We start from the raw sequence: 20,558 nt of genomic DNA, 5'->3' as shown, positions 1-20,558 counted from the left end.
TGGTAGTTGCCCACGACCGGCGGTGACCTTTCATCAATTGTAGACGAGCGGAACATCGAAGGGGAGGTTGTCTGACACTGCTGTGCGGAGTCGACTCGAAATCGTGAGTAATACCGCGAAGTATACTATCGCTCCGAGGCCGACGAGCAGAACGACAAACACCTCGTTGTACGCCGCGATCGGATTTGCTTCGCCGAGTTCTCGAGCGGCGTACACGACGATGCCCATGAGTACGGCAGCGATCCACTGACGGCCAACCTCGTTGTACGGGAGTCGAACGTCGAGGAGTTGATCGGCGTAGTACAACCCGAGGCTGAACCCCACAGTGGCTGACAGCGTCGTCGCAATCGCTGCGCCAACCCATCCAATCGAATAGATCAGTGTAAAATTCAGAACGACGTTTGCGACGATGAACGCCCCGTTCGCCCGAAAGGCGAGATCAGGCCGATCGATTGCGTTGAGCGTTGTGAGCAGCTGTCTCGCATATGTGTACACGAGGACGGCGATGAGCAGAATGACGAGCACGTGCGCACCGATGTCTAACCCGGGTCCGTAAACGAGTAACAATCGATCACCGAGCAGCGTTGCACCGACGATTCCTGGGATCAGAAACAGTCCAGCGAACGTAAGCGCGTCGTTGGTGAGGGTGTTGATCAGTTTCGTATCATCCTCCGTCGAAAGCTTGCTCATCTCCGGAAAGAGCGTCGTGCTTATCGCACTGCCGAACACCTCGAGAAACTTCGACAGCGAGTACGCAACGGCATAGATACCCGTGAGATTGGCTGGGACGAACAGCGCGAGAATGAGAAGATCCATGTCACTAAACGTCTTCTTTTGCATATTTCCGAGCCAGGAGTACTTCGCGAAGTCGAACAGCCGAACGATGTGGTGTCGCCGTGGAATGACGACGTTGGGTTGTACGATCGCGAGGCCGAGCGCCGCGACCACCGCTGTTCCAACTGCATACCCGAGGAGCATTCCGGTGAGGCCCCACCCAAGGAGCACAAACGCGATCATTGCAACGCTTCGTGTCCCTTCCATTACCGTTTTCAGTGGTGCATACACGTGGACCCTGTGTGTTCCTTTCAGTGCAGAGTCGACGAGATCGCTGAAGATGGTGATGATCACCAGGAGAATAACCAACTCAGCCACCGGTTGACCGATGTACTCGTTTACGTAGTCACGAAGCACGAACACTCCGATTACAACGATCGTTGTCAGAACCACTTTGATCGTTGTCCCGGCAGCGAGGTACGCATCGGGTTCTTCGTCCTCGCTCATGCGCTTAACGATCGCTTCACCGAACCCGACACTCTTTACGATCCCGAGCCAGGAAACTAGCGCAAGTGTTACCACAAAGAAGCCGTAGATATCCTCACCGAGAAGACGAATGAACACAATCGTGGCGACAAAACCGAGTGCAGAGACGCCAAGCTTCGAAATAAAGAAAATTATGGAGGTTTGTCCGATTCGCATCGTGTGTTACGCACAAGTGGCGCTCGTCTCTCAGTTAGGCGTTCCGGTTGGTGGTGCGACAGACCACTTTATCGATTTCGTTATCACAACCCAGATCGACGGATAATATCTGCTGCTCAACGATAGCCCAACGCTCGCAACCGTTTGTCTACGGCTTCGGCTGTTGGCTCTCGGTTCTCGTCCGGAACGAGTTCCGGCAATTTCTCGAGTGAGGATAGGGCTTCGTTACCTTTCGACTCTGGACCAACCTCAAACCACGGCACTTCACGGAGAACCGGATGGGTCCTGTTTGGATGATTGTATCGTGGGAGCTCGTCGCTGTGTTCGCCGAGATGCTCACCGTGGTCTGCCGAAATCACGACTGGGCAGTCCAGGTATCCGACCAGTCTTGTTACTTCCGCTAAGACCGCTCGAAGATTATCACGGTATGCAACACGTAGCTCGTCGTCTGAGAGGTGGCCATCGTCGATTCGTTGACGCACCTCGTATCGTTCTGCATCCATTTCTTCGAACTCCGCTTCGGTCACGTCATACTCCAGTAGTTCTTCGCCGAACACTGTCTCTCGATTCGAGAGTTCTTCGGAGGGCACGTCATCGTCACTTCGATGTTCTTCGAAGACTGACAAAGCCGAAGCGACGTCCACTCGCCAGGGGAGAATTTTGGTAGCACCAACGTACGGTCTGTGTGGCAACGAGTAGTGAAGAACGGCTCTAATCGGATCCGGATCGACACTGGCAAAGTACTGCAACGCAATATCCGTGACGATCTCTGGGGGAGTGTTCGAGAGCAACGGATCATCGTGGCCGTCGATCCGGATCACGTTCTCGAACGTCTCGTACGGATCGAACGTGATCCGTTTCTTCCGGTACGCTGCTTTCGTTGTCGGGTACGACATTGTACTCAGATACGTCAGGTCGTACGACTCAGTCCACAGATTGGGCGTCCATTTCGGGGTCCGGTTACCGGCACTCCACACTTGAGAGAGGTCGCCGGAGAGATACGCGGGGTACTCATCACGGAAATAGTCGTACCGACACGAGTCGAGAATCACCAGGACAAACTCCTCGTTGTTCACCAGCTCGTGGACGGTATCATACTGGAGTGAAATCCCCTCCCGACGACGATACCGCTCGTACTTGCGGTCGTAATACCCGTTTTTCAACACCCGTTTTGCAAAGTTTACTGCTGCAATCGGGTCCTTTGCAGCTTTCGTGAATATGTCTCTATAGTATCCCGAATTCATTACTGGTCTAGTTCCAACGGCATATAATGCCACTTTCGATTGTGGTCGTGGGTTACTGTGCTCTTTTATTCACGCGCCAACAATGATATTATTGGATTTTAAAGTAACTATCTGCCACTCTATCGGCGTCGGTCGTGCTCTATAATCATGTATGTATCTACGTGCATAACAGTAGCATTTACTGTGAGCGTTTTCCCACTACAAATGTTGGTAATACAATTCGGTTGTTGAGAACGTTTGCTCGATTACTAGCGCGGGTTCGATAGATATATTCGCCCCGCTTGCATCATCTTGTATAGCCTCTTCGAGATGTCTTCAGTAATTAAATCTACTGTAAAGACGGTTGTTCCAGATCGGGTGATGTTTGATGTTTCCCCACCGATAGTTCGACTCTATGCTCGAGCGATGACGTGGTATGTGAGCGATCGTCATCACACCGCTCGAATTGATCCATTTCAGCTTCTTGCCATTAACCCTCAACAGATAAACACTAAATTAACAACTTCTGGTCGAGAGTGTTTTGCTTACTCAAACGCCATCTCGGAAATTGTTTCTGGTTCATGGGACAAGCATGTTCAACCGTTAGCCGAATATGATCTCTATACGGCCTTTGTTGACCATTTCGTCGAAGGTACAGAATGGAAAAATACTGATTTTTATAGGAGAGTTGAAAGGGATTTACAACGCGGAGAATATAAATGGGGCTGTGAGAACATCGCTGATTTTGAGGCACGACTCGTTCGACTAGAACAACTGTACGATCAGATAGCCGCTCACGGATATCGAACGCAAGCTGAGCTGCGAAACCAACACGAAGAGGATCCGACGATACGAACGATTCACCGGTATTGGCCACCGTCACTTCATGAAGTCTCAATAGATATTGGTAGAGATGGTGAGTTGATTCTTCATGATGGGCGACACCGATTCACAATTGCCCAAGTTCAAAAAATCAATCAAATCCCAGTCAGGGTAAAATCTCGACATGAACACTGGCAGCTAATACGTGACCGGTACGTCGAAACCGGACAACTTCCAAACGATGAACTCGCGACTCATCCAGATATATTGACGCTTGAGCCAGCCAGTAAATAACGAGGCTACGATAGTTGGACAATAACTCGTGATCTGTGCCGAGAGGGCTTGAGGAAAGAGAGTAGTCAATCAACGGTACCTAAGGACCTCGAGTAACTCAGTCGGTGTAATCCTGACCTCTCACTCCAGCCGTGCTGTCCGGGTGAGATGCTGATATCTATGTCTTTTAATTGCCGTTGTCATCGACGCCCCTGTTGGTTGGGTATTGTCCCATAAACGTTTTCACAGCTATTTTTCCACTCATGATGAACTCATTATAATATCTCTCTTGTAACAGGGACCCAGCGATCACGTTCGAAACAAAATATATAATATTGCTTCGCCTGAGGTCTATACGATGTCTCTCCTCGAATGGATGTCTCACTCGAAGACGCGGATCAGGCGTGATGGGGTAACAATCGGGCTACGGGAGAGCGGCTACGAGTTTTATGTCGGGATGCTCCGTCGACTGGAACCGCTGAAACCTGACGGTGAGAATATCTTTGAAAAAGAGTGGGATCTCCTCGTTGTTTTAGATTCTGCCCGTGTTGATGCGATACAAGAGGTAGAAGCGGAGTATTCGTTTCTGGATCAACCGGGGACGCTTCGTTCTGTTGGCTCTGCATCGTACCAGTGGATGGAACGAACGTTTACTGAACAGTATGCTGATGAAATGGATGCCACTGCGTATGTGACAGCAAATCATTTTGCTGACGATTTTCTTGAAGAGACAGACCTTTTCTGCCTCGATTCTGTCTGGCAGTATGGCTGGGACGAGATGAAACACACAATTCCGCCGCGACCAGTCACGGATGCTGCAATTAGGGTCGGGAGAGAGCACCGAGGCGAGTTCGACCGTTGTATCGTCCATTATATGCAGCCACACTTCCCTAGCATCCCGGACCCGGTTGTCGACCCGGAGCAGACGGCGGATGAGCCATTTGACGTTCAAAAATCACTCTGGAAAAAAGCTAGAAACGGTTCTCTCGATACAGACCGTCTCTGGGCTGCTTATATCGAGAACCTCAGATATGTGCTTGATGACCTTGAACTCCTTCTCGAGAATTTCGAGGCGGAGACGGTCATGATCTCTGCAGACCACGCAAACGCGTTCGGAGAGTGGGGGGTTTACGCCCACCCAAATGTTCCACTCGACTGTCTTCGCGTCGTCCCATGGTATCAGACAACCTCGATTGATAAGGAAACCTACTCCCCACCGACTCCGGATAGGAAACCAATGGACGAGATCGACATGGATGAACGTCTTCAGGCACTTGGTTACAAATAGCGCTCGAACGAACCACCGGCTGTCGAACACTACCACAACGAGAAAATGAGTGAGGGGATTTGCTTCGTTTCTGACACAATCCATTCGTATTTCAATTCACGTATCGAATCTGGCGTTGGTGGAGCAGAACGTCAGCAGTACATGCTTGCAACCGCACTTCGAGACCGAGGATACGACGTGTCGGTTCTCACACTCAAGTATGGTTCAACCCAGCGTAAGACAGTTGACGGTATCGATGTTTTCTGTGCGATTCCAGACGTTCGTGGTGTTTCCCGTGCCCCGTTCAAGTTGATTCAGACGGTTCGCGGGCTTAGATCGATTGACGCGGATGTCTACTACGTCCGCGGAAACGACTTCCTCTGTATGGCAACTGCTTCTTACGCGTGCATGTCGGGGGGTGGGTTCGTCTACGCGGTTGCCAACGACTCAAACGTCGATCCAGCGCTCCTCGAGAGTCGAGGGGTACTCAGATACCCGTACATCAGGGCGATGCGGTCGGCAGACACGGTCGTCGCGCAGACGAGCCATCAACAGCAACTGCTGTCCGAGGAGCACGGCATCGATGCACCCATCATCCCGAATGGGTACGATGTCCCACCCGAGTCCGAACTTATTGCACACGCCGATCGGGAGCATGTTCTCTGGGTGGGATCGATGGACCCCGATCAGAAACGTCCTGAACGGTTTCTTGCGCTTGCGCGCCAACTCCCTGAGATCCAGTTTCGGATGATTGGCCCCCCCGATAATGATCATCCGGACTACTCCAAGAAGATCGCGGCCGACGCTCGAACGCTCTCGAATCTCGACTTCCTCGGGTTCGTCGACCCCGACGAGATTCACGACCACTATCGTGATGCGATCGCACTCGTCAACACGTCCGATTATGAGGGGTTTCCGAACGTGTTCCTCGAAGCGTGGCGCTATGCAACGCCCGTCGTCTCGTTACACCATACGTTGGATGGGATCCTCATCGACGAACCGGTGGGCATCCACGCCGGCTCGATGAACGCGCTCGTCGAGGCCATCGAACAGCTTGCGGTGGATACATCAGTGTGTGAGCGACTCGGATTCGGTGGTCGACGACATATGATTGACCACTACGCCTTCGACCGACTTCTGGATCGATACGAACGAGTTCTCACGGATGTGTCTCGACGGAATTAGTAGTGAGCGGACTAGAGAACGCTTTGATAAAGCTCGAGAATTCGATCTCCGATTCGATCCCAACTCACCTTGCGGACGGCGTCACGTCCGTTCGACCGATTATCCGCGCGAATAACCTCGATCAGTCCGTCGACAAGTTGCTTCTCAGAGGTCCCAATACGTGACGGCGAGACGCCATCTAAGCGTTCGCGAACGTCCCCGACCGCAGTCGAGACCACGGGCAGGTTACATGCCATCGCCTCCTTGACGGTGTTTGGTGACCCCTCGTGATCGGAGGTTAACATCAGTACGTCTGCCGCGTTCATGTAATAGACGACTGCTTCGTGTGGGACCCCAGAAATCGTCTGCAGTGAAACCTGCTGACCGAGTTCGGTTTCGGCTCGCTCGACGACCCGCTCGGCCAGCGGGAAGTTCTTCCGTTCGTACTCCGGCGAGTACGGAAACAGCACGTGAGTACCCTCCAGGTCCCATCCGACGTGCTCTCGAGCCGTCCGCTGATCGATCGGTCGGAATCGCTCGAGGTCGATGCCGCTCGGGAGGATATGCGCGTCGCGTCCGAGCAGTTTGCGCATCTCCTCGCTGCGAACGGTAATGGCGTCGCATCGCCATGCGCACGCCTTCGTTACCAAGCCATCGAATCCCACGACGTCTGATCCCCACAGCGTCAACACGACGGGCAGTCGAAATTGCGTAATCGCATAAGGGGCAGTCAGTCCGTAGTTCGCATGAATCAGGTCGTACTCTCCACGACGCAACTCACGACGAACGCGAGGGAAAAACTGCAGGTACTCCTTGACGCCGCGGCGACTGGCCATATCGCCGTCGATCTGTTCGGCGCCGGGAACAACGCAAACAGTGCAGTCAACGCCTTTCTCTTCGAGGGTCTCGATCTGTTGGTCGAAAAACACCTCCCTCGCAGTCACCAGATGCAACACCCGGAGGTTATCGACGGTCCCCATTCGATTGTGAGTCAGATTCTCGCGGAAGTCGGTTATACCCTTCGTTCGATATCTTCTGAAGGATTGCTCGAACCGCTGTCGTAGCTGGGAGTAGAACGCTGGTTTCGAAAGTCAAGCACGAACCGACTAACTTGCTGTCGTCAGGACCCTGTCGAGACCTCACGATCGGCGGTTAACTCCGACCGATTCACATCGAGCAGTCCATACAGGTAGCCGAAGCCGACCGCCGCGGTGAAGACGAAGATCGTTACCAGTTGTTTCGCCTTGGCACTCGAGGGCTCACGAACAAGTTCCCCAACTCGATCCGGAACGAACTCGAGCATCAACTGCTTCAAATAGTCGTTCTTGTCCCCCGAAGCCTCGGGCAGCAACAGATCCATAATTCGTTTCGAGTAGCCCTGCCAGAACGACCGAAACACCAACCACCGGAACTCCCCGCGGTAGTCGAACAGCTTGTGGTTTACCACTGCATCAGTGTTGTATATCACACCCTTGCCGTACTTGTTGGCCATTCGGATACAGACGGGTGCCTCGTGAGCCTGGATGTGTCGATCACCCTTCCGACCGGTGTTCTCGTCGTAGCCGCCGACGTTCAGAAAGACGTCACGACGATAGGAAATGTTCGAGCCGTACGTGTTCCGTAGCTCTTCCATATGCTCACCCATTCCGCGTTCGTCACAGCCGACGAGCCAATAGAACTCCTCGGGGAAGAAGTCCGGTTTCTTCGTCACCCAGTCCGGCTTCGCGTGACCGCCGACGGCGATCGCGTCGCTTTCCTCGTACACTCGAGCCAGTTCCGCCACCCAATCAGGTTCAGCAACGGCGTCGTCGTCGATGAACGCAACGACATCGCCGGTCGCGATTTCGGCTCCACGAGTCCGACTGTACGAAATTCCCTGATTCTCGTCGTTGCAGTGCAACACGACGTCCTCGAGGTCTCCGTAATCGCCACGGACGCGTTCGAAGACGGGTTCGTTTCCGTCGACCACGATGACGATCTCGAGCGGGTCGTACGTTTGCTCGAGGACGCTGTCGACACACTCGGAGAACACGTCGTAGCGTTCCATCGCGTAGGTGCAGATGACGACGGAGACCTTCATCGGGATTCGATTGCCGTGAACGGCGAATAAGCCTTTTCCTTCGGCTGACTCACAGGTTCACCGTATTCAGTCTCCGTTCACTATTGACGAAATTCAGCCCTACGTGGCCGTTACGACCCTGGATATCAAAACCCGGGCCGTAGATGGCAAGGCTTATTCTTGACTTGTGTCTGGTGGAACCTAATGAGTACAGATACCGAACACGTCGAGGGGGAGAGCGAGACGTCACCATCCTTCCTCGAGACGTGGACCGACTGGTATCACATCCCCGTTCTCGGAGCTGTGATGCTGTTTATGTTCTGGACGCGGGCGCAGTCCTACGAGAATTTTATCACCGACGACGGGACGCCCGCGCTGGCGGCCGTCGACTCGTGGTACCACTGGCGAACGGTCGAGTGGACCTCGGAGAACTACCCGAATACGATGCCGTTCGAGATATTCACCGGGTTCCCAACTGGCCGATACGTCGGCCAGTTCGGAACGCTGTTCGACCAGATTATCGTCACCATCGCGATGATCGTCGGACTCGGTGATCCGTCGACTGAAACCCTGTATCTCGTTTCCCTGCTAACTGTTCCAGCGATGGCCGCGCTTGTAGCCATTCCGGTGTTCTTCATCGGTCGCCGGCTGGGCGGAACGATTGGCGGTATCGTCGCGATACTCCTGCTCGCACTCGCTCCAGGTCAGTTCTTCTCGCGGACGACCGCCGGCCAACTCCAGCACCACGTCGCCGAGGTCCTGTTCATGGCGTTCGCCGTCCTCGCGATGATGCTCGCGCTGCGAGTCGCCGAACGCGAGCAGCCGATTTACGAACTCGTCGCCGACAGAGATTGGGATGGACTTCGAGAGCCCACGCTATACAGCGTTCTCGCTGGCGTTGCACTAATCCTCTACATCTGGGTTTGGCCACCAGCAGTCGTACTGATCGGGATATTAGCAATTTTCTTCACCGTTCAGTTGTGTCTCGACTACGTTCGCAACGTTTCACCCGATCACATCGCGTTTGTAGGCGCAATCAGTCTCGGAGTGACTGCTATCGGTGCGACGTTATTAATCGAGGAACCCGGAACAAGTACGACGAGTTTCAGTTATCTCCAACCCGTCAGTGCCGCACTCGTCGCCGGCGGGTGTGTGTTTATGGCGTGGCTCGCCCGACAGTGGAACGCACACGATATCGATCGCCGTTATTATCCGGGAGCAATTGCGGGCCTCATCGCCGTCGCGTTCGTTGTGATGTGGGCCATACTGCCCGATCTGTTCTCGACTATCGTTGACAACGCATCACGTCGTGTTCTCCCATTTGGAGGCGGTGCTACCGATCAAACAATATCGGAAGCCCGACAACCGGCCGACTTCACCAGCCACGTCTTCAACGAGTTCGGTGCGGCGTTCTACACCATGCTCGCGGGACTCGGCCTTCTCGTCGCCAGACCGTTCCTCGGCCGCGAGTACCGCACCGAGTACACGCTGATCGTCGTCTGGTCGCTGTTCCTGATCAGCATGGCCGCGACGCAGATCCGGTTCGCCTACTACCTCGTGCTGGCGGTCGCCGTCGTCAACGCCGTCTTCGTTGCCGACGTGATCCGCATCTTCGACCTCGATATCAGAGGCGGCGTCGACACGCTTCGGGGAATCGAAACCTATCAGGTGATCGTCCTCATCATGGTCGTCTTGCTGCTGTTCGCTCCGCTGCTGCCGCCGATGGCGGCCGGCAACTCGACGACGTGGGACCGCGGCGCACACGTCGGGCCGTCCGACGAAGCGATGACCTGGGAGGAGGCGAACCACTGGATGGCCAACAACACCCCCGAACCCGGCAACTGGGGTGACGCAGAGAACGCCGACCAACTCGACTACTTCGGCACGTACGAGTATCCCGACGGCGGGGATTACGACTATCCCGAAGGGACCTACGGCGTGATGTCGTGGTGGGACTACGGCCACCTGATAACGACCCAGGCCGAGCGGATTCCCCACTCGAACCCGTTCCAGCAGAACGCCCGTTCGTCCTCGGCGTACCTGACCGCCGACTCCGAGGAACGCGCCGAACTGATCCTCGATTCGATCGCCGCAGGCGAGTCGCCTGAGGACCACTCGAACGAGGAACTCGAGGGCATGGCCGAAGACGCGACTCACGAGGAGATGCGCTACGTGATGATCGACCACGAGATGGCCGGCGCGAAATTCAGCGCGATCACCCAGTGGTCCGGCCCTGACTACGATCACTACTACGAGACGAGCGAGTACCAGGTCGGCGGCGAGGAACAGAACCTCCCGGCGCCGAACGAGAACTACTACGACACCACGATGGCCTCGCTGTATCACGACGATGCGGACGGGATGGAACACTACCGGCTGGTCCACGAGAACGACGACTACGCGTTCGTCGGCTCGATGCAGACCGGCGACCGGCTCACGCCCCACTACTCGATGTCCATCTCGGAGTACAACGATCTCGTCGCCGCCAGTGGCGGGGGCAACGAATTCGAGACCGGCTGGGGCGAGCAAACGGAACAAATCGCCGAGAGCTTAGCGCAGACCCGCGAGAACAACATGGTCGACCAGTCGCTCGGCATTCCGATGTGGGACGCCGATCTCCTCTCGACGGTTAAAACGTACGAGCGCGTCGAGGGTGCGACGATCACCGGCGAAGTCGACGACGAGGAGAACGTGCTCGCGGACAACGCGACGGTGACGGCCGAGGTTGAACTCGAGACCGAACCCGGCCGAACGTTCACCTACGAACAGACGGCCGACGTCGCCGACGATGGCACCTTCGAGCTGACCGTCCCGTACGCCACCAACGACGAACTCGGCGTCGATGACGGCTACACGGACAGTAGCGTCGAAGCGATCGACGGCGAGTACACCGTGACCGTCGGCGAACCGGGCGAGGACGGCTTCGAGGGACAGACCGAGGTTCCCGAGACCGCAGTGGTCCAGGGCGACACCGTCACCGTCGACCTCGAGCAGGTCGAACTCGAGGACCCGGACGCGGGTGACGAAGAGGAAAACGGTGACGCCGATGACGAGAACGGCGACGCAGACGACGAAAACGGTGACACCGATGACGAGAACGGCGACGCAGACGACGAAAACGGTGATGAAGACGATGCTGAAGGAGACGCGGACGGCGCCGAGACTGAAGACGAGTAATCGTCTCCCGTCCCGCTAACGACGGTTCCTTCGGAGACGCTCGAGTGATTTTCTCTACAACTTACTCACCAAGAGCCGTGGCGTCGGTCGGAGTCACTGGCTCGGTGCAGGTACCTACGGAGCACGAATGCTTTTCGACCCGTACGGAATACCTCGATCGATGCGGGAGCATCTCGTCGTTTCTCTCGGGGACTTCTTGATGGGTCGGCCGACGTCGTCCCGGACGTCTCGGAGCTTCTCCCTCCACATTCTCGGCCAGTAAGAGTACGTGACCGGCGTGTTGAGCGAGTTCGTCGACGGCGTGGTCGGACTGCTCACCGGCGAGGCGTTCTCGCCCGTGGTCGACGCGGAAACCGTCGGCGTCAACTTCGACGTCGGCGCCAGCTTCGGCGTCGGTGCGGGTGCCGTCTCGCTCGTCGGTTACACCGACGATCTCGAGTACAGACTCGAGTCAGCGCGTTTCGCTACCGGACTCGCTGGCCACACTCCCCTCACCGGTCTCGTCGGCGTCGTCATCGTCTCTCACCGGGCCCAGCGCACGGAACGCGATCGTCGGAAATCGCGGGACGACGGAACTGGGGCGCCGCCCGCTCCCGTTTGCAGGGAGGGGAACTCGTTCGATGACGCCTCGATCCGCGAGTTCGTAGAGGAACCGTTTGACCGTCCCCGCGGTCAGCGAGGAGCGGTCGGCGATCTCCGCCGCGACCTCGCGGATGGGACGATCGGTCGAGTCGACGGCGACGAGGTCCAACAGGACCCGCTGTCGGGTTTCCGACAGTGCGAGCACGCGATCCAGGTGGACGCCGTCGTCGGGGACGTCGGCTCGAGCCGTCTCGAGGTGTTCGGTCTCGATCCGTTCGCTGCCGTCCGCGGTCGCGAGAACGGCGGCTCCGAACAGCGCCGCGAGCGCGTCGTGGGCGTTGCCGTCCGCCCACATCGCCACCTCGCGAATGGGTTCGTGGTCGAGCACCCCGGCCGCGAGACCCGTCGAGGCGCGGTCGGTGATCACGTCGACGAGTTCGTGGTGGCGGTACGCCGGCACGGGGACGGTTGGGTGGTCGTCCGACCAGTCGTCGGGGGCGCGCTGGCCGACGGCGACGGTCGACACGCTGTCGGACAGCGGTTCGAGCAGTTCGCAAACGCGGTCGTAAGAGAGCGTCTCTGGCTCGTCGTGGTGATCGATCGCGACGACTGCGCGGCGGTCCGGTCGGGCGACTCGTTCCCCGAGTCGTTCGCGTAACTCGTCGGTGCCGACGCCGCTCTCGGGAACCGGCTCCGTCGAAATCACCGACAGGACAGCCCGGTAGAAGGCGAAGGCGCTCTCGACGCGTCGCCCGTCGACGTAGACGAACCACGTCACCGGTTCGGTGCTGCCCGCACGCGTCGTCGTACCGATCGCTCTGGTCGACTCGCTGAGCCGTTCGTTCAGCGCGCCGAACAGCGCGGTGACGATAGCCGAGGTTCCCGACCCCGCCGGGCCGACCACCGCGATCGGCGACGGCAACTCGCCGTCGAACACCGGCTCGAGCACGTCGAGTAACTGCTCCAAAACGGGACCGCGGCCCACCGGATCCGACCGGTGGACGACCGGGCTGAGATCGGTTCGGTCGACGACGACCGATCGCCCCTGTCTCGCTGATCGCCGTCGAGCGATGCGTTCATCCAGATCCATTCCTATGTCTCCCGTGATCCTTGGGGCGATTCGAGCGCCGTGCCGAGAAGCGCCGACTCGAGCACCTCGAGCGTGTGTTTGATCTCGTAGCCGGTGCCGTGACCCATCTGCATCGAGCAGGTCGGACACTCCGTGAGCCCGGTCTCGGCGTCCGCCTCCTCCATGTGGTCGAACATCTCCTCGCCGATCTTCATCGACGTCTCGTAGTTCTCTTCCTTCCAGCCGTAGGTGCCGGAGATCCCCGAACAGGAGTCGCCGACGTCGTGTGCGTCGATGCCGTCGATTGCGTCTACCACTTCTATCGTCTGGCCATCGAGGCCCTGGTTACGTGAATGACACGGTGCGTGGTAAGCGAAGTCCGCTCCCTCGACGGAAGTGCCCTCGAGTTCCGCCTCGAGGTCCTCGTGGACCCGGAGGTACTCGATGGCGTCCCAGGTGTTCTCGGCGACGTCTTCCGTTCCCTCGAAGTCGAACAGTTCGGGGTACTCCTGTCGCAGCGACATCGAACAGGAGCTACAGGAGGCGATGATGTCCGCGCCGTCCTCGAGTGCAGCGCCGAGTTCGCTGACGTTCGTCTCGGCGGCCCGGCGAGCGTCCTCGAGCATGCCGTTGGCGAACATCGGCGTCCCCGAACAGGACTGATCGGGGACCATGACCTCGTAGCCGAAGTGCTCGTAGACGCGGACCAGCGCCTTCCCGACTTCGGGGGTGTTGTAGTTCGAGTAGCAGCCGTGGAAGTAGGCGATGCGTTTGTCGGGGTTTTCGACTTTCGCGCCACCGCGTTTCGTCCACCACTTTCGGAACGTTTCCGTGGCGAACTCGGGGAACTCCCGCTCGCTCGTGATTCCGAGCGTCTTCTCGCCGAGCCACTTCGTCACGGAGAGGCCCATCACGAAGTTTGCGGTGCGGGGGAACGTCGCCGCGAGCGGCGCGAGACGGCGGTAGTTCGCGAGGATTCGGTTTCGGATGTACTCGCGGGAGAGTTTGTCCATGTTCTCCTCGACGTACTCCCCTCGCGCGGTGTTGTGCATCTGCGAGAGGGGAACCTCGGAAGGGCAGGCGCTGTCACAGCGCATGCAGTTCGAACACTTCATCACCGAGTCGTCGATGTCGTGATCGTCCTGGCGTTTGAGTCGCCACTGTTCGGGTCCCTGGAACTTCGGGCCGGGGAACTCGTCGTCGACCTCCGCGACGGGACAGTTGGTGTCGCAGGTCGAGCACTTGTAGCAGTTGTCCGCACCCGGACGGAGGTCCATCTCCTCGGCCTCGGGGAACACCTGGATCGGTTCGAACTCGTCGTCGCCCGGTACGTGGTCGTCGGTCGGTTGTTCTGCGTCGCTCATGAAGTCGAGATCACCACAGTCCGTCGGTCGCTGTCGGAACGGTCGCTCGAGCCGGTCGGTCGCCCGGTCGTACTCAAATCGGTCGGTCGCCCGGTCGTACTCGAATCGGTCGATCGACGCACCGGTCTCGAGTCGGTCATTTGCCACCCTCCTCGCCGGCTCGCGTCCCCGCGACGTAGCCCGTCGCGAGGGAGACGCCGGCACCGGATTTCTCGGCCGCGAAGTCGTAGCCCCCTAACACGGCGCCGGCTGCGCGTAGGTTCAAAAACTCCGGTTCGTCGTCGGCATCGAGCGGCCGTAACTCGCGGTCGGCTGGAAGGCCGAAACGCGCGTACGGCTGCTCTCCGAAGACGTCGTCGACGAACCAATCGTAGCGGTCCTCGGCGTGGGGGACGTGACAGTCGAAAATCGGTTCGAACACCCGCTCGCGCTCGGAGCGGACGCCCTTCCCGACCAGTCCACCCGTCGCGAGGACGTACTGGTCGGCGCGGTAGGGAATCTCAGCTCCGTGGCGGTCGACGACGACGTGGTCGATACGGGTCTCGTCGCCTGACTCGCCTTCCGTCTCGTATCCGATCACCGGTACGCCGGACGCCGTTCGGACGCCCGCGTCCTCGAGTGCGTCGTACAACAGATCCTCGAGTCGCATCCCCGGCAGGCTCGGCGGTCCCATCGGGACCTCGAAGACGTCGACGCCGAGTGCGTCCGCGAGGTCGGCTCGCACCTCGGCGGCGTGCTCGTCGCCCAAAATTGCGGGGAAGCCGACGCGAGATTCGTCCTCGAGGGAATCGCGTACCATCGTCGCGAGGGCCTCCCGCGCACCGGTCTCACCGTCGTCCGTCGCCACCGTCTCGTCGTGATCGAGCAGGTGGGCGTACCGGGTCACCTTCGCGTCGTCCCGGACGATTCCGGGGAACGAGACGGTGACGCCGCGGGCCGAAAACGGCGCGCCGGCGGCTGCGAGGTGCTCCGCTGCGAGCGGCGCTTCGAAATCCGTCAGCGTCTCGAATCCGACGAGTAAGGTGTCTCGAGCGTCGCTCGCCAATCCGTCGGCCGTGGAAACGGGGTATCGCGCGGTCGGCTTGACGGTGCCGCCGTGGGTCGGGACGAGCGCGTTCGCCTCCGTGTGCGACCCCGCGTACGCGTCGCCTGCGATCTCGTCGAAGAAAGCGAGCGCCTCGCGGACGGCCTCGCTGCCGACGCGCTCGTAGGGATGGCCCTCGGGGAGGGCCTCGAGTGCCTCGTAGGGATCGACGATCGGGCCCTCCCCCTCCGGCGTGTACCCGAGAACGTCGATTAGTCCGCTCGCGTGGCGCAGCGTGCTCTGTTTGTACGTGACGAGTCGGACTCGGACGTCCCGTTCCGCGGCCGCGAGTGCGGCCGTCGCGCCGGCGAGTCCGCCGCCGATGACGAGCACGTCGTCTTCGATCGCCATCTCACCGATCACCTCGGCCACTGCCTCGCTCTCGAGGCTCGCCGCGGCCGCCGTCGGTGCGCGGCTCCGCTGTCGGTCGACCGCTGTCGAACGCCTCGTACTCGAGTGCGTTCGGGTCGTCTTCGTTCGCCGGATCTCGGTCCCGGTTCATCGTCGTCGCGTGCAGGGCGTAGTTGAGCATCGCTTGCGAGAGCTGTTCGCCCCAGAGGGCGTGGCGTTCGCCCTTCCAGCGCTCCTGAAAGAGTTCGTCGAGCGACGCGCGAACCGTCGCCTCGTCGTACTCGGGGTGGAGCTCGTTCGCCATGTTCGCACAGCAAAAGCCCCCCTGACAGTTGCCCATCGAGGCCCGGGTTCGGATGCGGACCGCGTTCAGGTCCGAGCCGGACTGGCAGATGGCATCCTGAACTTCCGCGCGCGTGACGCCCTCACACTGGCAGATAACGGGGTTCGCTTCGTTCGTATTCAGGACGTCGCTCGCCCGACTGCCGAGTCGCTGTTTGCTTCGGCGGGCGACCGGCGATCTGAGGCCGAAGTCGTCCATCCCGGCCTCGAGCGTCTCGATATTCTCGCTGCCGGGCAACGGCTCGTCGGCCGTCGCACAGGAGGCGTTCACGCCCAGCTTGTCGCAGACGTGGTTCGAAATCTCCTCGGCCATCGCCCGGTAGGTCGTGAACTTCCCGCCGACGATGCTGGACATCCCCGAGACGCCGTCGCGGTCGTCGTGATCGAGCAGGAAGAAGTCCCGCGTGATGTCCGTCGGGTCCTGCGTGCCGGTTCCCGGCGGCTCGTACAGCGGACGGACGCCCCAGAACGAGCGGATCGTTCTCGCTTCCTCGAGGATCGGAACGAGCTCCGAGAGGGTATCGATCATCTGATCGACCTCCCACCGCTCTTCGGGGTAGTCGTCCGGATCGGAGACCTCCTCGTCCGTCGTGCCGAGGATCGCCGTCGTCTCGTGTGGGACGACGATATCGGCGTCACCCTTCGGCTTGCAGCGGTTGATCACGGTGTCGACCTGCCGGACGTTCATGATCGTCATGACGCCCTTGGAGGGGCGAACCTCGACCTCGAGATCCGCCATCGCGCCGATCTGGCCGGCCCACGCGCCCGTCGCGTTGACGACGTACTCGGCGGTGATCTCCTCGGTCGTTCCGGCGGCGTTGTGCGTCCGTTTGCCCGGACCCGACTCGTGGCGCACCTCGACGCCGTAGATGTCGTCACCGTCGCGCAGGAGGTCCACCACTTCGGCGTGGGTCTCGACGCGTGCGCCGTGGTTCTCCGCGTCGAGCGCGTTCGCGACGCAGAGTCGGAACGGATCGACCGCGCCGTCGGGGACCTCGATCGCGCGTTTGACGTCTGTCGCGAGATAGGGTTCGACCTCGCGGGCTTCCCGACCCGAGAGAACGCGCGCGGGGATTCCACAGTCCCGACAGCCCTTGAGCTTTTCTCGGAAGTAGTCGTCCGAGTCCTCCGGACGCTGGACGAACAGGCCGCCAGTCATCTCGACGCAGTGGCCCGCGATATCCCGGAGGATCTCGTTCTCTTCGATACACTCGGTCGCACTGGCCTGATCCGACACGGCGTATCGGCCGCCGCTGTGTAAGAGACCGTGCATGCGGCCAGTCGTCCCGTCTGTTAGGTTTCCTCGTTCGACGAGGGTTACGTCGAGCCCGCGCATCGCCAGATCCCTGGCGATACCACAGCCCGTCGAACCGCCCCCGAGAACGAGAACCTCGGTGTGGTCTGCCATCCCTTCGTTCGTACACTAGGCCCCCCTACTCTTTATTTTATCGACGGTCGGCTAACGCCCGTAACAACTGTCAGAGATTGTGGAATGTTATCATGGATTATGGAGTGGCTACGATCGGAAACCGCGTTTAGTCGCTTATTGCTGGGTCGTAGTGTCTCGTACGAACAACGAAACCGGGGGTATGATGATATTATTATGAATACAATATTATGCTTGCAGTAACATTTATGATGATAGTGGATATTGTTTACCAGTATCACGCGACCACCAGTAAACTCGCGTGGACAGCACAAGGGGTGACTACCAGTGACAGATAATACCTACGTCGGTGCGGTAGATCAAGGGACGACTGGGACGCGTTTCATCGTGTTCGATCACGGTGGGCAGGTCGTCGCGAACGCATACGAAAAACACGAACAGATTTATCCGGAACCCGGATGGGTCGAACACGACCCGATGGAGATCTGGGAGAACACGAAAAGCGTCATCACGCAGGCGCTCGGGCAGGCGGGCATCAGCCCCGACCAACTCGAGGCCATCGGCGTCACCAACCAGCGCGAAACGACGCTGCTGTGGGACGCCGACTCCGGACGCCCGGTCCACAACGCCATCGTCTGGCAGGATCGACGAACGACCGACCGCGTCGAGGAGCTCGAGGAAGACGGGCTGGTCGGCACCATCCGCGAGAAAACCGGTCTCGAGGCCGACGCCTACTTCTCCGCGACGAAAGCGGAATGGCTGCTCGACAACGCCGATCCGATCAAACTCGAGCGCTCGCGGCCCGAGGATATCCAGGACCGCGCCGAGAAGGGCGAGGTGCTCTTCGGAACGATCGACACGTGGCTCATCTACAACCTCACGGGCAACCACATCACCGAGGTCACGAACGCCTCGCGCACGATGCTGTACAACATCCACGACCTCGAGTGGGACGACGAACTCCTCGACGAGTTCAACGTGCCGGAAGCGATGCTGCCGGAGGTTCGGCCCTCGAGCGACGACGACACCTACGGCACGACCGACCCGGAGGGCTTCCTCGAGGCCGAAATTCCGGTTGCGGGCGCGCTCGGTGATCAGCAGGCGGCCCTGTTCGGACAGACCTGTTTCGACGCCGGCGACGCGAAGAACACCTACGGGACGGGCTCGTTCTTCCTGATGAACACCGGCAACGAGGCCGTCGAGAGCGACCACGGGCTGCTGACGACGATCGGTTTCCAGAAATCCGGCGAAGACGTCCAGTACGCGCTGGAAGGGGCGATCTTCATCACCGGCGCGGCGATCGAGTGGCTCGAGGATCTGACGCTGATCGACGATCCGGCGGAGACGGCGGAACTAGCCCGGAGCGTCGACTCGACCGACGGCGTCTACGTCGTCCCCGCGTTCACGGGACTCGGCGCGCCTCACTGGGACCAGCGCGCACGCGGAACCATCGTCGGGATGACCCGCGGCACGCGCAAAGAGCACATCGTCCGGGCGACCCTCGAGTCGATCGCCTACCAGACGCGCGACGTCGCCGAAGCGATGGAGGCCGACTCGGGGATCGACATGACGAGTCTGAAAGTCGACGGCGGCGCGGTCAAGAACAACTACCTCTGTCAGCTTCAGTCCGACATCATCGGCTCGGAGATCGTCCGCCCTGTCGTCGACGAGACGACGGCGCTCGGCTCGGCGTACGCAGCCGGACTGGCCGTCGGCTACTGGGACGACGTCGACAGCCTGCGCGACAACTGGCAGATCGACCGCGAGTTCGATCCGAAGATGGACAGCGACCAGGCCGACGAGCAGTACGCCCGCTGGCAGACCGCGGTCGACCGATCGCTCGACTGGGCTCGCGACGGAGGGAGCGAATAGATGGTACTCGAGACCGCGTTGGGCGATCCGGTGTTCTGGATGGCCGCCCTGGCCGGCGGAGCCTTCGGTGCGGCGATCGGTGCCCTGCCGGCGTTCGTCTTCACCGGTTTCATGGTCATCGCCGGTGAGGCGGCAGCGTTCGCCGGCGCCGGAGACGAGATCACCGGTGCAATCGGATTCGGGCCGATCTTCGGCCCACACATCGCCTTCGCCGGCGGTGCGGCCGCAGCGGCGTACGCGGCAAAGCAGGGGTATCCGGAACTCGACGACGGAAAAGATATCGCCAGTGCACTCGGCACACACCGTATCGACGTACTGGCCGTCGGGGCGATTTTCGGCATCTTCGGGTTTGCGGCCACCGAACTGCTCAACTACGTCGGGTTCGGAACTGACAACATTGCGCTGATAGTGTTTGTCTCGGCGCTCGTCCACCGCGTCGTCTTCGGCTACGACATCATCGGCGAAGTCTACGGGAACAACATCTTCGACATGAGCCCGGCCGAGCGCGACGAGGAGAACGCGCCCGGAATCTGGCTGCCGTGGCAGTACAAGTGGAGCGGCGTCGCGTCGATCGGGATCATCGGCGGTCTCATCGGTGGTTTCGTCTTCCTCGTCACGGAGAGTCCCGTACTGGTGTTCGGTATCAGTGCGGCCAGTCTGGTGTTCCTCAACTGCGGCGTCGACAACTTCCCGGTGACCCATCACATCACGCTCCCCGGATCCGTCGGTGCGTTCGGCGCGCTCTCGGCCGGCATGGGCGAGCCCATCGTGATGCTCTTCGCGCTCGGTTTCGGCGTCTTCGGAGCGCTCATGGGCGAGGTCTGTAACCGTGTCTTCTACGCACACGGCAAGACACACGTCGACCCGCCGGCGTTCGGTATCGCGGCCTCGGGGCTGCTCGCGACCCTGCTGGTCGCAGTCGGCGTCTTCGACGCGTCTATCTGGCCAACGTTCGGCCTCTGATAGCGACACCGCCCACACCGGCGGCTCGCTCTTTTCGATTTTCCAGTACGCGCGACCCCGTGTTGGCGGTCGCAGACGCGATC

14 protein-coding genes are annotated in these 20,558 nt (G+C 59.5%); 6 read left to right on the top strand and 8 right to left on the bottom strand.

The genetic code is table 11. The features are described from left to right. Positions 1 to 33: 33 nt before the first annotated feature. Together BLT08_RS02580 and BLT08_RS02575 are read right to left on the bottom strand one after the other, a co-directional pair. Positions 34 to 1,476, bottom strand: coding sequence for a flippase (locus tag BLT08_RS02580; RefSeq protein WP_090303219.1), 1,443 nt, complete (start codon positions 1,474 to 1,476; stop codon positions 34 to 36). Between the two features lie 116 nt (positions 1,477 to 1,592). Further along, entirely contained in the window at positions 1,593 to 2,720 is a 1,128-nt protein-coding gene (locus BLT08_RS02575; protein WP_139171257.1) for an alkaline phosphatase family protein, read from the bottom strand. A 309-nt stretch (positions 2,721 to 3,029) separates the two neighbouring features. On the opposite strand from BLT08_RS02575, the gene BLT08_RS22425 reads away from it, so the two are divergent. The 3 genes from BLT08_RS22425 (at position 3,030) to BLT08_RS02565 (ending at position 6,246) form a co-directional block, all read left to right on the top strand. Beyond that, positions 3,030 to 3,815, top strand: coding sequence for a hypothetical protein (locus tag BLT08_RS22425; RefSeq protein WP_139171256.1), 786 nt, complete (start codon positions 3,030 to 3,032; stop codon positions 3,813 to 3,815). Between the two features lie 337 nt (positions 3,816 to 4,152). Continuing rightward, a complete protein-coding gene (locus tag BLT08_RS02570) occupies positions 4,153 to 5,082 on the top strand; it encodes a hypothetical protein (RefSeq protein WP_139171255.1) in 930 nt (309 codons plus the stop codon). Positions 5,083 to 5,127: 45 nt separating this feature from the next. Then, positions 5,128 to 6,246 (top strand): glycosyltransferase, encoded by a 1,119-nt coding sequence (locus tag BLT08_RS02565; protein ID WP_090303216.1) that lies wholly within the window; start codon positions 5,128 to 5,130, stop codon positions 6,244 to 6,246. Positions 6,247 to 6,257: 11 nt separating this feature from the next. Here the strand turns inward: BLT08_RS02565 and BLT08_RS02560 are convergent, their stop codons facing one another. Further along, positions 6,258 to 7,205 (bottom strand): glycosyltransferase, encoded by a 948-nt coding sequence (locus BLT08_RS02560; protein ID WP_090303215.1) that lies wholly within the window; start codon positions 7,203 to 7,205, stop codon positions 6,258 to 6,260. 140 nt (positions 7,206 to 7,345) lie between these two features. Then, positions 7,346 to 8,305: a glucosyl-dolichyl phosphate glucuronosyltransferase gene (gene aglG, locus BLT08_RS02555; protein WP_090303214.1), complete on the bottom strand. Its 960-nt coding sequence runs from the start codon at positions 8,303 to 8,305 to the stop codon at positions 7,346 to 7,348. Between the two features lie 183 nt (positions 8,306 to 8,488). On the opposite strand from aglG, the gene BLT08_RS02550 reads away from it, so the two are divergent. Then, positions 8,489 to 11,461 carry an oligosaccharyl transferase, archaeosortase A system-associated gene (locus BLT08_RS02550; protein WP_090303213.1) on the top strand — a complete coding sequence of 991 codons (2,973 nt, stop codon included), beginning with the start codon at positions 8,489 to 8,491 and terminating at the stop codon, positions 11,459 to 11,461. 451 nt (positions 11,462 to 11,912) lie between these two features. Here the strand turns inward: BLT08_RS02550 and BLT08_RS02545 are convergent, their stop codons facing one another. From BLT08_RS02545 to glpA, 4 genes are all read right to left on the bottom strand, one after another. Further along, positions 11,913 to 13,133: a Cdc6/Cdc18 family protein gene (locus BLT08_RS02545; protein ID WP_090303212.1), complete on the bottom strand. Its 1,221-nt coding sequence runs from the start codon at positions 13,131 to 13,133 to the stop codon at positions 11,913 to 11,915. A 2-nt stretch (positions 13,134 to 13,135) separates the two neighbouring features. After that, entirely contained in the window at positions 13,136 to 14,476 is a 1,341-nt protein-coding gene (locus BLT08_RS02540; RefSeq protein WP_175529241.1) for an anaerobic glycerol-3-phosphate dehydrogenase subunit C, read from the bottom strand. A gap of 136 nt (positions 14,477 to 14,612) precedes the next feature. After that, complete coding sequence (gene glpB, locus BLT08_RS02535) at positions 14,613 to 15,911, bottom strand: glycerol-3-phosphate dehydrogenase subunit GlpB (RefSeq protein WP_090303210.1); 1,299 nt, start codon at positions 15,909 to 15,911, stop codon at positions 14,613 to 14,615. A gap of 1 nt (position 15,912) precedes the next feature. Then, on the bottom strand, positions 15,913 to 17,661 hold the full coding sequence (gene glpA / locus BLT08_RS02530) for an anaerobic glycerol-3-phosphate dehydrogenase subunit GlpA (protein WP_090303209.1): 1,749 nt from the start codon (positions 17,659 to 17,661) through the stop codon (positions 15,913 to 15,915). Positions 17,662 to 17,967: 306 nt separating this feature from the next. Between glpA and glpK the strand changes: the two genes are divergently transcribed. Both glpK and BLT08_RS02520 read left to right on the top strand, forming a co-directional pair. After that, positions 17,968 to 19,512: a glycerol kinase GlpK gene (glpK, locus tag BLT08_RS02525; protein ID WP_090303208.1), complete on the top strand. Its 1,545-nt coding sequence runs from the start codon at positions 17,968 to 17,970 to the stop codon at positions 19,510 to 19,512. Beyond that, positions 19,513 to 20,475 (top strand): DUF7973 family transport facilitator, encoded by a 963-nt coding sequence (locus tag BLT08_RS02520; protein WP_090303207.1) that lies wholly within the window; start codon positions 19,513 to 19,515, stop codon positions 20,473 to 20,475. The last annotated feature ends 83 nt before the right edge of the window (positions 20,476 to 20,558 follow it).

It is taken from the genome of Natronorubrum texcoconense (assembly GCF_900100335.1).
Taxonomy (GTDB): Archaea; Halobacteriota; Halobacteria; order Halobacteriales; family Natrialbaceae; genus Natronorubrum; species Natronorubrum texcoconense.
This window is presented reverse-complemented; position numbering and strand designations above follow the sequence as displayed.